Source organism: Kosakonia sp. R1.Fl, assembly GCF_023516815.1.
Taxonomy (GTDB): domain Bacteria; phylum Pseudomonadota; class Gammaproteobacteria; order Enterobacterales; family Enterobacteriaceae; genus Kosakonia.
Window position 1 is genome coordinate 1842408 of sequence record NZ_JAMGSQ010000001.1, and the last position, 13357, is coordinate 1855764.

The 13357-nt window shown below is 56.9% G+C and carries 12 protein-coding genes; 3 read left to right on the forward strand and 9 right to left on the reverse strand.

Annotation, left to right across the window (positions count from 1 at the left end; genetic code table 11):
• Window positions 1–152: 152 nt before the first annotated feature.
• From mgtL to M8Q36_RS08605, 3 genes are all read left to right on the forward strand, one after another.
• Window positions 153–203, forward strand: a complete 51-nt coding sequence (mgtL, locus tag M8Q36_RS25570) for a mgtA regulatory leader peptide MgtL (protein ID WP_228007843.1) — start codon at window positions 153–155, stop codon at window positions 201–203.
• 140 nt (window positions 204–343) lie between these two features.
• Entirely contained in the window at window positions 344–3052 is a 2709-nt protein-coding gene (gene mgtA / locus M8Q36_RS08600) for a magnesium-translocating P-type ATPase (protein WP_249880602.1), read from the forward strand.
• A gap of 158 nt (window positions 3053–3210) precedes the next feature.
• Entirely contained in the window at window positions 3211–5595 is a 2385-nt protein-coding gene (locus M8Q36_RS08605; RefSeq protein WP_249880603.1) for a beta-N-acetylhexosaminidase, read from the forward strand.
• Between the two features lie 188 nt (window positions 5596–5783).
• Here the strand turns inward: M8Q36_RS08605 and ridA are convergent, their stop codons facing one another.
• The 9 genes from ridA to arcA form a co-directional block, all read right to left on the reverse strand.
• On the reverse strand, window positions 5784–6170 hold the full coding sequence (ridA, locus tag M8Q36_RS08610) for a 2-iminobutanoate/2-iminopropanoate deaminase (RefSeq protein WP_249880604.1): 387 nt from the start codon (window positions 6168–6170) through the stop codon (window positions 5784–5786).
• Window positions 6171–6244: 74 nt separating this feature from the next.
• Complete coding sequence (pyrI, locus tag M8Q36_RS08615; RefSeq protein ID WP_017459088.1) at window positions 6245–6706, reverse strand: aspartate carbamoyltransferase regulatory subunit; 462 nt, start codon at window positions 6704–6706, stop codon at window positions 6245–6247.
• Between the two features lie 12 nt (window positions 6707–6718).
• The gene (pyrB, locus tag M8Q36_RS08620) at window positions 6719–7654 is read right to left on the reverse strand and encodes an aspartate carbamoyltransferase (RefSeq protein WP_249880605.1); all 936 of its coding nucleotides are present in this window, start codon (window positions 7652–7654) and stop codon (window positions 6719–6721) included.
• Entirely contained in the window at window positions 7647–7793 is a 147-nt protein-coding gene (locus M8Q36_RS08625) for a pyrBI operon leader peptide (protein ID WP_020456307.1), read from the reverse strand. The genes pyrB and M8Q36_RS08625 overlap by 8 nt, the downstream gene beginning before the upstream one ends.
• A 99-nt stretch (window positions 7794–7892) precedes the next feature.
• Window positions 7893–8372 carry an arginine repressor gene (locus tag M8Q36_RS08635; protein WP_020456308.1) on the reverse strand — a complete coding sequence of 160 codons (480 nt, stop codon included), beginning with the start codon at window positions 8370–8372 and terminating at the stop codon, window positions 7893–7895.
• A 104-nt stretch (window positions 8373–8476) separates the two neighbouring features.
• The gene (locus M8Q36_RS08640; protein WP_249880606.1) at window positions 8477–9880 is read right to left on the reverse strand and encodes a YfcC family protein; all 1404 of its coding nucleotides are present in this window, start codon (window positions 9878–9880) and stop codon (window positions 8477–8479) included.
• A gap of 47 nt (window positions 9881–9927) precedes the next feature.
• Entirely contained in the window at window positions 9928–10932 is a 1005-nt protein-coding gene (gene argF / locus M8Q36_RS08645) for an ornithine carbamoyltransferase (RefSeq protein ID WP_249880607.1), read from the reverse strand.
• An 18-nt stretch (window positions 10933–10950) separates the two neighbouring features.
• The gene (gene arcC, locus M8Q36_RS08650; RefSeq protein WP_020456311.1) at window positions 10951–11862 is read right to left on the reverse strand and encodes a carbamate kinase; all 912 of its coding nucleotides are present in this window, start codon (window positions 11860–11862) and stop codon (window positions 10951–10953) included.
• Window positions 11863–11872: 10 nt separating this feature from the next.
• Window positions 11873–13093, reverse strand: coding sequence for an arginine deiminase (arcA, locus tag M8Q36_RS08655; RefSeq protein ID WP_020456312.1), 1221 nt, complete (start codon window positions 13091–13093; stop codon window positions 11873–11875).
• Between the last annotated feature and the right edge of the window lie 264 nt (window positions 13094–13357).

The window sequence follows — 13357 nt, forward strand, 5'->3', positions numbered from 1 at the left end:
GTTTTGCATCCCTTCCAAGCGCCAGCAATGAGCAAAGTCTGGTTTATGCACTTTGTGCTACCGATTGATGGCGTGTATACGTTTGGTTTAATTCAGCGGAGCTATGATACCGCTACGTTATGATTCGCCCTTCACACCTTACCGGAGGCCAGATGGATCCCGATCCCACCCCTCTCCCGCGACGGAGATACTTTTTCCGGTAAGCCTGCTGTTGCTGCCTTACCGGATGCGTAAGGCAGCGACGTCGTTTTCGTCCCTGCCCGATTAAAAAACGCCAGCTGGCGCGGCTTTGTTACGCCAGTTGTCAATCGCACCCGCGTGATGCGGGGGCAAGGACACTATCATGCTGAAAAACATTACCCGGCAGCTTTTCGCTCGCCTCAACCGCCATTTACCGCGTCGTCTGGTGCAGCGCGATCCGCTTCCCGGCGTACAACATATCGCGCAGGGCGCTATCCCCGCCTCGATGGGTGAACGCTGCCTGCAGATTGCTGCGATGGAACACGATAAGCTCTGGCACACTTTCGCCAGCCACCCGGAAGGGCTGAACCCGCAAGAAGTGGAACTGGCGCGGGAAATCCACGGCGAAAACCTGATCCCGGCGCAGAAACCCGCTCCCTGGTGGGTGCATCTGTGGGTGTGCTATCGAAACCCGTTTAATCTGCTGCTGACCTGCTTAGGCATTATTTCCTATGCCTCGGAAGATCTCTTCGCCGCCTGCGTGATTGCGTTGATGGTAGCGATTTCGACGCTGCTCAACTTCCTGCAAGAGGCGCGCTCGACCAAAGCGGCCGATGCGCTGAAAGCGATGGTCAGCAATACCGCGACGGTGCTGCGCGTGGTGAATGAGAAGGGTGAGAATGGCTGGTGCGAATTGCCTATCGACCAACTAGTGCCGGGCGATATCGTCAAGCTGGCCGCAGGCGATATGATCCCGGCGGATCTGCGCGTGTTGCAGGCGCGGGATCTGTTTGTCGCCCAGGCTTCGCTGACTGGCGAATCCTTACCAGTAGAGAAAGTGGCGACGACGCGCCAGGCCGCGCAGCGCAACCCGCTGGAAGCCGATACCCTGTGCTTTATGGGCACCAATGTGGTGAGCGGCACGGCGCAGGCGATAGTCATCGCCACCGGCGGCAATACCTGGTTTGGCCAACTGGCCGGGCGTGTCAGTGAGCAAGAAACCGAGCAGAACGCCTTTCAGAAAGGCATCAGCCGCGTCAGCATGTTGTTGATCCGTTTTATGCTGGTGATGACGCCGATTGTGTTGCTGATCAACGGCTTTACCAAAGGCGACTGGTGGGAAGCGGCGCTGTTTGCGCTGTCGGTTGCCGTGGGTTTGACGCCGGAAATGTTGCCGATGATTGTCACCTCCACGCTGGCGCGCGGTGCGGTGAAACTGTCGAAACAGAAAGTGATCGTTAAACATCTGGACGCCATTCAGAACTTTGGCGCGATGGATATCCTCTGTACCGATAAAACCGGCACCCTGACGCAGGACAAAATCGTGCTGGAAAATCATACGGATATCAGCGGTAAAGTCAGCGAACTGGTGCTGCACAGCGCCTGGCTGAACAGCCACTACCAGACCGGACTGAAAAACCTGCTCGATACCGCCGTACTGGAAGGTGTGGACGCGGAAGCGGCGCAGACGCTGGCGGCGAGCTGGCGCAAAGTGGATGAGATCCCCTTTGATTTCGAGCGCCGCCGCATGTCGGTAGTGGTGGCGCAGCAGGCGGATGTTCATCAACTGATTTGCAAAGGTGCGTTAACGGAGATACTCAGCGTCTGCTCGCAGGTGCGTTTCAACGGCGAAATCTTCCCGCTGGATGACACCATGCTGCGTCGCATTGAGCGCGTGACCAGCACGCTGAACCGCCAGGGGCTGCGCGTGGTTGCGGTTGCCACCAAATATCTGCCAGCGCGTAGCGGTGACTACCAGCGCATTGACGAGTCGGATCTGATCCTCGAAGGCTACATCGCCTTCCTCGATCCGCCGAAAGAGACCACCGCACCAGCGCTCAAAGCGCTAAAAGCGAGCGGGATCACCGTCAAAATCCTCACCGGCGACAGCGAACTGGTGGCGGCGAAAGTGTGCCACGAAGTGGGGCTGGAAGTGGGCGATGCGCTGACCGGCAGCGAAATTGAGCGCATGAGCGATGATGAACTGGCACAAATGGCGAAACACATCACGCTGTTCGCCCGCCTGACGCCGATGCATAAAGAGCGCATTGTCCGTTTGCTGAAACGCGAAGGTCACGTGGTCGGTTTTATGGGCGATGGCATAAACGACGCCCCGGCGCTGCGCGCGGCGGACATCGGGATTTCCGTCGATGGCGCCGTCGATATCGCCCGCGAAGCGGCCGATATTATTTTGCTGGAAAAGAGCCTGATGGTGCTGGAAGAGGGGGTGATCGAAGGGCGCCGTACTTTTGCCAACATGCTGAAATACATTAAAATCACCGCCAGTTCCAACTTCGGTAACGTCTTCAGTGTGCTGGTGGCGAGCGCGTTTCTGCCGTTTTTGCCCATGTTGCCGCTGCACTTGCTGATCCAGAATCTGGTGTATGACGTCTCGCAGGTGGCGATCCCGTTTGATAACGTCGACGAAGAACAGATCGCCAAACCGCAGCGCTGGAACCCGGCGGATCTGGGCCGTTTTATGATTTTCTTTGGCCCGATCAGTTCGATCTTCGACATTGTGACGTTTTGCGTGATGTGGTGGGTGTTTAAAGCTAACGTGCCGGAAGCGCAAACCCTGTTCCAGTCCGGCTGGTTTGTGGTCGGTTTGCTGTCGCAAACGCTGATTGTGCATATGATCCGCACCCGCCGCGTGCCGTTTATCCAGAGCCGCGCCGCCTGGCCGCTGGTGGCGATGACGCTGATGGTGATTTGTGTCGGCATCGCGCTGCCATTCTCGCCGCTGGCGCAATACCTGCAATTACAGGCGCTGCCGCTGGCGTACTTCCCGTGGCTGGTGGCGATCCTCGCAGGTTATATGACGCTCACGCAGTGGATGAAAGGCTTCTATAGCCGTCGCTACGGCTGGCAATAAACTTTTGTCTTAAACCCGGTCTGCGCACTCTGTGCAGGCCGGGTATTTCTCTCAATTCCCGCAAGCTGTGATCCCCGTCGCCCGGCGCGCTTGACGCTCCTGAGGGCGCATGTTAACAAAATGTTTTCCCTCGCCTGACGTCGTCTGAAGGAACATTTATGTTGCGTTACAGCCTGTTAACTGCCGGGTTGCTGCTCGGTTCTTCCGCTTTTGCTGCACCCGCAGGTGACTTGCCACTGATGCCGTGGCCGACAAAGGTTGAACGTCCGGCATCACAGGGCTCGCTGGTCCTGACGGATACGCTCTCTGTCAGCGTCAGCGGTGACGATCTGGGCGACGCCGTTATGCGATTGCGCCAGCGCATCGCCCGGCAAACCGGCTGGACGCTGCAACCGCAGGCCGAAAAACCGCAACATCCCACCATTTCGATAACCATCGCCAAAAAAGTGGCGCCGCTGCCGAAGCTGGATAGCGATGAGCATTACACGCTGACCATTGATGCGAATAGCGTGCAGATCGCCGCAAATACCCGCTTTGGCGCGCTGCGCGCCATGGAAACCTTGCTCCAGCTGATACAAAACGGCACGGAAAATACCACCTTGCCGTGGGTGACCATTGACGATTCGCCGCGCTTCCCGTGGCGCGGTTTGCTGCTCGATTCTGCCCGTCATTTTGTGCCGGTCGAGGACATCAAACGGCAGATCGATGGCATGGCGGCGGCGAAACTGAACGTGCTGCACTGGCATTTAACCGACGACCAGGGCTGGCGTTTTAGCTCGAAGCGCTACCCCAAACTGACGCAGCTTGCCAGCGATGGTCTCTTTTACAGCGAAGAACAAATGCGCGATGTGGTGCGCTACGCCACGGCGCGTGGCGTTCGCGTGGTGCCGGAAATCGACATGCCGGGACACGCGTCGGCGATTGCCGTCGCCTACCCGGAACTGATGAGCGCGCCGGGGCCGTATCAGATGGAGCGACACTGGGGCGTGCTGAAACCGGTGCTGGATCCGACAAAAGCGGCGACTTACGCCTTTGCGGAGGCGATAGTCAGCGAACTGGCGGCGATCTTTCCGGATGCGTATTTGCACATTGGTGGCGATGAGGTGGACGATACGCAGTGGAAAAACAACCCGGCGATCCAGCAATTTATGCGCGACAACAAACTGGCCGACAGCCACGCGTTGCAGGCCTATTTCAACCGCAAACTGGAGGCGATCCTCGAAAAACATCAGCGCCAGATGGTGGGCTGGGATGAGATCTTCCACCCGGATCTGCCCAAAAGTATTGTCATCCAGTCCTGGCAGGGACAGGACGCGCTGGGCGAGGTGGCAAAACAGGGTTACAAAGGCATTCTCTCTACCGGTTTTTACCTCGATCAGCCGCAGTACACCGCCTATCACTATCGCAATGAGATTGTGCCGCAGGGCTTAAATGGCGTGGATGTGATTGCCGATAACGACAGCGCGCAAAGCTGGTCGTTTTCGATGCCGCGTCTGAAAGGCAGCCCGGTGGAAGGGACGTTTACGCTGGTGAAAGGCGAAAGTGGATGGCGCGGATTTATTGATTTCAAAGGCAAATCCCGTCGCGCCGTGCAGCATATCGACTGGCGCAGCGATCGCCAGGTGAGTTTTGTCGTCGATACGTGGATGGGCGAAACCCGCCCGGTCATCACTCTCACCGACGATAAACTTGGCGGTTACTTCCTGCTGGGCAACGCGCGCTACCCGGTTACCGGCGCGCGGCTAAACGAGGTGCCGAAAGGGATAGCTCCCGCGGTGCCGGACGCCAGCCAGCAGGCGAATTTACTGGGAGGCGAAGCCGCGCTGTGGGCGGAAAATGTGGTCGCGCCGGTGCTGGATATCAAACTGTGGCCGCGTGCGTTTGCCGTGGCGGAACGGTTATGGTCGGCGCAGGATGTAAATGACACCGACAACATGTACAGCCGTTTGCAGGCGATGGATAGCTGGTCGACGGTATCGGTCGGCCTGCAACAGCACAGCCAGCAACAGGCGCAGTTCACGCGCCTTGCGAACAGCGCCGATACATTGCCGCTGCAGATCCTCGCCCAGGCTGTCGAACCGGCGCACTACTACACGCGCCAGCATCTGAAATTCCAGGCCGGTCACTATCATCAGTTCGAGCCGCTGAACCGCTTTGCCGATGCGCTGGCACCGGAGAGCAGCACCGTTCGCCAGATGAACCAGTGGGTCGACAGACTGGTGAGCGATGCGGAAGACAGCACCAGCGCCGTGTCGCTGCGCCATTTCTTTAGCCGCTGGCAGGGTAACACCAGCGATGCGCTGGCGCTCAGCGACAGCAACTATCAGCTAAAAGCGATGCGCCCGGTGATTTTACAGGTGGATAAGCTCGCCACCATTGGGTTGCGGTTGACGGATTTGGTGGCGCGTCAGGGGACGCTGGACGATGGCGAGATAGCGTCCATTCAGGGAGAACTGGATAACGCGGCACAAATTCAGGACGAAGTGGTGATAGCGGCGGTCTATCCGCTGGAAAAACTGCTGCGCGCTACGCGCAACCGGTGAACGCCTGGGTGATTAGCGTACATAAATTGATTCCCTTGAAGGGTGTACCCACTTCTTCAAAAGAAACCTCTGGCAGCCTGTGAGATTTAAATTTAAAGGTAAGCGGGCAGAGCCAAAAACCGGTCGCGTTTTAAGTGGGCAATAAAAAAGGCAGCGTAAGCTGCCTTTTATCTCTCGCTTAGCCGCCATTAACGGCGAACAGCGATCGCTTCAATCTCGATTTTCACGTCTTTTGGCAGACGGGCGACTTCCACGCAGGAACGCGCCGGGAAGCTGGCATTATGTTCGTTGAAAAAGGCTTCATACGTGGCGTTAACGGTAGCGAAATCGTTGAGATCTTTCACGAAAACGGTGGTTTTCACGATGTCGTCCACTTTCAGACCCGCCGCTTCAACAATCGCTTTCACGTTGTCCAGCGACTGACGCGCTTGCGCCGCCACATCTTCCGGTACGCTACCGGTTTTCGGATCAACCGGGATCTGACCCGAGGTCAGGATCATGTTGCCAAGATCAACAGCTTGAACATAAGGGCCAATCGCTGCTGGCGCGTTTTCCGTGGCGATAACTTTGGTCATAATAACTCCTGAATGACAGCGGTATTGAGGTTCCGCCCCATTATAGGGAGGGAAAAACGCAATACCAACCGCAATTAGTTAGCCAGCACCACATGGTGCGAGAACTCTTTCTCACAATATTTGCACTTCAGCGCGATGTCGCTTTCGCGTTTTTTCACCGCAAAGCTGGAAGCGACCGGTTCAGCATGGCTGATGCAGTTGCTGTTCGGGCACACCAGCACGCCAGTAATGCGCTCCGGCAGACTCGGGCGCGATTTACCCACCACTTCATACTCATCAATGCGGTTAACGGTGGCCTGGGGTGCGTACAGCGCCAGCTGGTTTACCTGCTCGTCGGTCAGAAATGTGTTCTCGATCTTGATCAAATCTTTGCGCCCCATCTCGCCGGACGGCAAGTTCAGGCCAATGGTGATGCGCTGATCGGTTTCCGTCAGCTTAAACAGCGTCAGCAGTTTAAATCCGACGCGCGCCGGGATGTGGTCAATCACGGTGCCGCGTTTGATGGCTTCGACCTGCAGTTTGTTATCGTGTGTCATTGTCGTTTCTCCTTACAGCGCCAAATCGCGATTGAGAACCAGCGCCAGCAGAGCCTGGCGAGCGAAGATGCCGTTACCGGCCTGCTGGAAATACCAGGCGTGCGGCGTTTTATCCACGTCGGTGGTGATTTCATCCACGCGCGGCAGCGGGTGCAACACCTTCATATTGCTGCGCGCGTGGGTTAAGTCGCTGGCGCGCAGGACAAATTGCGCTTTGACGTTGGCGTATTCCGACGGATCCAGACGCTCTTTTTGCACGCGCGTCATATAGAGAATATCCACCTCTGCCATCACCTCTTCTATGCTGGCGTGTACGCTCCAGGCCATGCCTTTTTCGTCCAGCATATCGAGAATGTACTGCGGCATCGCCAGCGCGTCCGGGGCGATAAAGTAAAAGCGGTTGCCGCTGAATTTCGCCAGCGCCTGCGCCAGCGAATGCACGGTGCGGCCATATTTCAGGTCGCCGACCATCGCGATGTTGAGGTTCTCAAGGCGGCCTTGTGTTTCCTGAATCGTGAACAGATCGAGCAGCGTTTGCGTCGGGTGCTGGTTAGCCCCGTCACCGGCGTTGAGCACCGGAATGCCGCCGGAGAACTCGGTTGCCAGACGCGCCGCGCCCTCCTGCGGATGGCGCATCACAATGGCGTCCACATAGGTGCTGATTACCGAAATGGTGTCGGCCAGCGTTTCGCCTTTTTTACCCAGCGACGTGTTGCTGCTGTCGGAGAAGCCGACCACGCTCGCGCCGAGGCGGTGCATGGAGGTTTCAAACGATAAACGCGTGCGGGTGGAGGCTTCAAAGAAGCAACTGGCGATCACTTTATGCTTGAGCAACTCCGGCTGCGGGCTGGCCTTCAGTCGTGCGGCGGTGTGTAGCACCAGTTCGAGTTCTTCGCGGCTGAGATCGTTTATGGAAATGATATGTTTCTGATATAGCGGGTTAGCCATGGTTATCTCCTGACGACTGCGCAAAAAAAAGCCCCTCAATAGAGGGGCTGTGGAATTCGGTGATCAACGGGAAGGAAAACGGCAGGCCAGCGCCTTTTTTCAGACGCGGTAAGACAGTTTGTCGTACACACTGATTCATGCTTCCTCCCGGCAAATTGTCCCGGATTATACGCAGCTGTTTTCGCGGATCAAGCGATTGATGCACATTTTACGCAATGCAAACGGTTCTCTTTGAATATTAATGCGTTCTAAGTAAATAATTAATTTGCTTATGCACCAGCGCTGTGTGCTTCACGATTCTTGGCGCGACCCAGACGATACTGCTTCCTGCCACCACACCGAGGATCTCCGGCAACTGGTGGTAATCCAGAATACGTGCCACTGCGCGGCCATATCCCGCCACGGTGTGAATAAGGATAAATTCGCTATTGTGCTCAACGCTAACCACCATTTCGGAGACGGAGCGGGCGGCGTCCGGCACCGGGCGTGACTGCGGATTCAGCGAATAAATTTTTTGTCCTTTGGCGTTGCGAATTTTGATTACACCGAGCAGCTTCAGCAGGCGGGAAACGGTGGACTGGCTGATACTGTCGAAGCCGTGGCGCTGCAAATCGCGCCGGATCTCCTCCTGTGAAAGATAACTTTTTTCGCTAATCAGGCGCTGGCAGACCGCCAGTTGTAGCTGCTCTTTCGGTGAATAATCTCCATATTCCATCATCTCTTTTCCCGTATTGGTTGCCGAAACAAAACGCCCGGCAACGCCATGCTTACCGGGCCTGTATATTAGCCGCAGACCGGGTAAGCAAAGCGCCACCCGGCGCGCTACAGCAGAGCGCCAAGGCTGAGCGCCGCCATGATCACCACTGTCAATATCGCCAGCAGTGGCGCGACCCACTTCAGGTAGCGCACATAGGGGACATGGGCGATAGCCAGCCCGCCCATCACCACCGCCGACGTAGGCGTCACCAGGTTGACGATGCCGGACGCCGATTGGTACGCGGTAACGACCAGATCGCGGTTGACGTTAGCGAAATCGGCCAGCGGCGCCATAATCGGCATGGTCAGCACGGCAAGGCCAGAGGACGAGGGCACGAGGAACGACAGCACCACTTCCAGCCAGTACATAACGTTGATAAACGCGACGGTGGATAACCCGCTGACCATGCCTTCGGCACTGTGCAAAATAGTATGAGTAATCATACCTTTATCCATGATCACTACGATACCGCGGGCAATACCGATAATCAGCGCTACGCCCAGCAGATCCCGCGCGCCGTTGATAAATGTTGAGGTCAACTCCTCTTCGCTCATGCGGGCGATCAAACCCACGATGATGGCGCTTGCCAGAAACACCGCCGAAATCTGCGCCATCCACCAGCCGAGCACCGCCACGCCGTAAATCATCACCACAAAGGCCAGCGCGAAAATAAGCAGGATCAGTTTGCGCACCGGCGTGAATTCGAGCATCTCCGGCGATTTATTGCCGAGGAAAAACGCCCGATCTTCGTCTTGCTTGTCGGCGACGATCGACCGCGCCGGGTTGGCGCGCACGTTGCGGGCGTAGCGCATCACCCACGCAACGCAAATCACCCAGCCAATCACCAGCAGTGCAACGCGCAGGAGAATGCCGTGGGTAAACGGGATCCCGGCGGCGTTGGCGGCGATCACCGTGGCGAACGGGTTGATGGTCGATCCGAGTGTGCCGATCCCCGCGCCGAGCAGCACGGTGGAGGCGGCGACAACCGGATCAAAACGGGCGGCGAGCATCACGGGAACCAGCAGCGTATAAAACGGCAGCGACTCTTCGGCCATACCGTAGATGGTGCCGCCTGCGGCGAACAGCGCCATCAGGATCGGGATCATCCACTCTTCACGGCCACGCAAACGGGTGGTGACGCGCTCGATCCCGGCGTCGATGGCACCGGTTTTGGTGACGATGCCCAGAAACCCGCCGATGATCAGAATGAACAGCGCCACATCAATTGCGCCGGCCTGGCCGGTATCAGGATCGTAAAGGCCGCTTATTGGCGCCATGATCACCGCAATTACCCCCTGAGGATGCGCGGCGACATGTGCGTAAGTATCGGCAATCGGTACTTCTTTACCGAGGGCTGGGTTCATTGCCATCTGGTATTGCCCGGCGGGGATCACCCAACTGAGCGCGGCGACAATGGCAATCAACAAAAAGAGGATGGTGTAAGCGGAAGGGAACTTGAACTTGCCCATGATGTGCTCCTTAACCCCGGCGCACCCGCGGCGCGCCGGGGGAGTGGTTAGTCGCCGAGGGTTGCCACCATCACCGCTTTGATGGTGTGCATCCGGTTTTCTGCTTCATCAAAAACGATAGAGTTAGGCGATTCGAAAACCTCTTCGGTGACTTCCAGCCCTTTCAGGCCATACGCCATTTCGATCTCGCCGCCCACTTTGGTGTGCTCGTTATGAAACGCGGGCAGGCAGTGCATAAATTTCACCTGCGGATTACCGGTGGCTTTCACCACCGCAGCGTTTACCTGGTAGGGTTTCATCAGGCTGACGCGCTCAGACCACGCTTCTTTCGGCTCGCCCATCGACACCCACACATCGGTGTAGAGGAAATCAACGCCCTGCACGCCTTCTTCCACATCCTCGGTGAGCATGATGCGCGCGCCGGTTTCACGGGCGATGGCGCGACACTGTTCCACCAGTGCAGCCTCTGGCCAGAAGGATTTCGGTGCCACCAGGCGAATATCCATGCCCATTTTCGCCGCGCCGACCATCAGCGAGTTGCCCATGTTGTTGCGCGCATCGCCCAGATAAGCAAAACGCAATTCCGACAAGCGTTTGCCCGGCGCATGTTCCAGCATGGTCATCAGATCGGCGAGGATCTGCGTGGGGTGAAATTCGTTGGTCAGCCCGTTCCACACCGGCACGCCTGCGTATTGACCCAGTTCTTCCACAATCTGCTGGCCGTAACCGCGATATTCGATGCCGTCATACATGCGCCCCAGCACGCGGGCGGTGTCTTTCATCGACTCTTTGTGGCCAATCTGCGATCCGCTTGGGCCGAGATAAGTGACCTGCGCGCCCTGATCGAATGCGCCGACTTCAAACGCGCAGCGGGTGCGGGTGGAGGTTTTTTCAAAAATCAGCGCGATGTTTTTGCCGACCAGCGTTTTCTTTTCACGACCTGCTTTTTTGTCTGCTTTGAGCTGAATAGCCAGATCGATCAGGTACTGGATCTCCGCCGGGGTGTAGTCGAGCAGTTTGAGAAAGTTGCGGTTTTTCAGGTTGATGCTCATGAGATTTCCTTTTTTAAATCAGTAACGAATCAATGTGCCTTTGTCCCCGGCGAGAATGGCCGGACCATCCGCCAGCGCGCCGATACCCGCGATGCCGTGACACTGCTCAACAAACTGGCGGCATGCGGCGACTTTCGGCCCCATCGAGCCTGCGTCAAACTGCATGCCCTGCAGCATGTCCGGGGTGACTTGCGCCAGCGGGCGCTGCGTGGGTTTGCCCCAGTCGAGGTACACCGCGTCGGCGTCGGTAAGAATCAACAGCGCGTCGGCTTCGATTTGCCGCGCCAGCAGTGCCGCCGAGAGATCTTTGTCGATCACCGCTTCGATGCCGTGGTAGCCGTTGGCGTTTTCCACCACCGGCACGCCGCCGCCGCCGTTGCAAATCACCAGGTGATCGCGGTTTATCAGCGCGCTAATGGCGTCGCTTTCGACAATGCGTTTGGGTTGCGGGGAGGGCACAACGCGGCGGAAATAGCGACCATCGGCCTTAAATACCCAGCCTTTCTCCTGCTGCAGCGTCTGGGCTTGCGCCTCGCTGTAAACCGGGCCGATGTATTTGCTCGGGTTGCTGAACGCCGGGTCACTGGCGTCGACTTCCACCTGGGTGAGCAGTACGCTCACTTCGCGCTGTGGCAGGCTGTTTTTCAGCGACTGTTGCAGCATGTAGCCAATCATCCCCTGGCTTTCCGCGCCGAGAATATCGAGCGGGTAGGGGGTAACTTTGTCGTAAGCGCTGTTTTGCAGCGCCAGCAGGCCGACCTGCGGCCCGTTGCCGTGTACCAGCACCACGCGCCACTGCGCGGTCAGCCCGGCGATGGTACGCGCGGCAAGATCAATGTTCTGGCGCTGGATGTTCGCTTCCAGCGGTTCGCCGCGTTTTAGCAGCGCGTTGCCGCCCAGCGCGACAACCAGGGTAGGTTTTCTTTCCATAATGGCTCCTTTAAATGCCGTCGCGTTCCAGTGGGCAGCTCATGCAGCGTGCACCGCCGCGCCCACGTCCCAGCTCATCTCCGGGAATGGGCAGCACGGTGATCCCGGCTTTGTCATATTTCTCATTGGTCCAGATATTGCGCTCGTAGCCGACGACCACGCCGGGGCGCAGCGTGAGGACGTTGTTGGCGTCATTCCACTGTTCGCGTTCGGCTTCAAAAGCGTCGCCGCCGGTGGTGATAAGCCGGATCTGGTCAATACCGAGCGCTTTTTCGATGGCGTGCAGCAGGTCGCTTTCCTGCGTGCGTTGCAGACCGCCGCGCCCGTCCGGGGTGAGCGTCCAGCACTGGGCGTCTTTGCGCACTACTTCGGGGTAAACAGAAAAAGTGTCGATATCGATATGGGTCATCACCGTGTCGAGGTGCATACAGGAACGGTGTTTTGGCAGTTCAACGACGATAACGCGTTCGGCCTGGCGGTGTTTGAACAGGCTATTGGCAAGAAATTCCACGCCCTGCGGTGTGGTTCGTTCAGAGAGGCCAATTAATACCGCGCCGCGACCAATGACTAATACATCGCCGCCCTCAAGCGTGGCGTGGTCGTAATTAATATTCTCGTCGCCAAAATATTTAATAAAATTGCCATCGGCGAATGCGGGGTGCCAGCGATAAATAGCGCGCAGATTATTCGTTTCACGCTGGCGGGCCGGTTTAGCCATCGGATTAATCGACACGCCGTTATAAATCCAGCACGATGTGTCACGGGTAAATAAATGGTTGGGCAGCGGCTTCATAATAAAATCATTCGCCGTGTGAGTGTCGACAACCATATTTTTAATAAAGGCCGGGATCTCGCCGTAGGTTAATCCACCGCTGAGCCGCCGCGCCAGTTCGCGGTGCGGCATATCCGCCAGCCAGCTGCGCACATCTGCGGCGAAGGTCGGGCCAAGGCGATAATCGGAGATCTGCATTTCCAGCAGCCAGGCTTTTGCCTCTGCAATATCAAGCGTTTGTGTCAGAAGGTCGGTCAACAGCAGGACTTCCACACCCTGCTCGCGCAGTGTGTTTGCGAAGGCGTCATGCTCTTCCCCGGCGCGCTCAACCGATAACACGTCATCGAATAACAGCTCCTGACAATTCGACGGTGTTAACCGTTTCAGGCTTAAATTGGGGCGGTGCAGCATAACGCTACGCAATTGACCTATTTCAGAACCGACGTAGTGCTTTTCCATAATTATTCCTTTAACTGTTTTTTCAGAATAAAAAGGGGGCGGCAATGAAATGTGATTAATTTCATCGCGCGTTAATAACGATTAATTTCATGGCTCATAGTAGAAGCCGTAAGAATTAATAGTGTGATTGTGCTCACGTCGAATAGGGAATTAAATCGCCGCCGTTCAAATGCATGATTCGCATCAGAGAATAGACAATTAGCCTAATTATCAGGATGAATGCTTACGCATTAACGGCTGAACTTATTCATGGTTGTTATTGTT

Excerpts from the sequence above, each read along its gene's own strand:
- arcA (WP_020456312.1), bottom strand. The coding sequence starts at position 13,093 with ATGGAAAAGCACTACGTCGGTTCTGAAATAGGTCAATTGCGTAGCGTT.
- arcC (WP_020456311.1), bottom strand. The coding sequence starts at position 11,862 with ATGGAAAGAAAACCTACCCTGGTTGTCGCGCTGGGCGGCAACGCGCTG.
- pyrI (WP_017459088.1), bottom strand. The coding sequence starts at position 6,706 with ATGACACACGATAACAAACTGCAGGTCGAAGCCATCAAACGCGGCACC.
- pyrB (WP_249880605.1), bottom strand. The coding sequence starts at position 7,654 with ATGGCTAACCCGCTATATCAGAAACATATCATTTCCATAAACGATCTC.
- M8Q36_RS08640 (WP_249880606.1), bottom strand. The coding sequence starts at position 9,880 with ATGGGCAAGTTCAAGTTCCCTTCCGCTTACACCATCCTCTTTTTGTTG.
- argF (WP_249880607.1), bottom strand. The coding sequence starts at position 10,932 with ATGAGCATCAACCTGAAAAACCGCAACTTTCTCAAACTGCTCGACTAC.
- M8Q36_RS08625 (WP_020456307.1), bottom strand. The coding sequence starts at position 7,793 with ATGAATCAGTGTGTACGACAAACTGTCTTACCGCGTCTGAAAAAAGGC.
- ridA (WP_249880604.1), bottom strand. The coding sequence starts at position 6,170 with ATGACCAAAGTTATCGCCACGGAAAACGCGCCAGCAGCGATTGGCCCT.
- M8Q36_RS08635 (WP_020456308.1), bottom strand. The coding sequence starts at position 8,372 with ATGATGGAATATGGAGATTATTCACCGAAAGAGCAGCTACAACTGGCG.
- mgtA (WP_249880602.1), top strand. The coding sequence starts at position 344 with ATGCTGAAAAACATTACCCGGCAGCTTTTCGCTCGCCTCAACCGCCAT.
- M8Q36_RS08605 (WP_249880603.1), top strand. The coding sequence starts at position 3,211 with ATGTTGCGTTACAGCCTGTTAACTGCCGGGTTGCTGCTCGGTTCTTCC.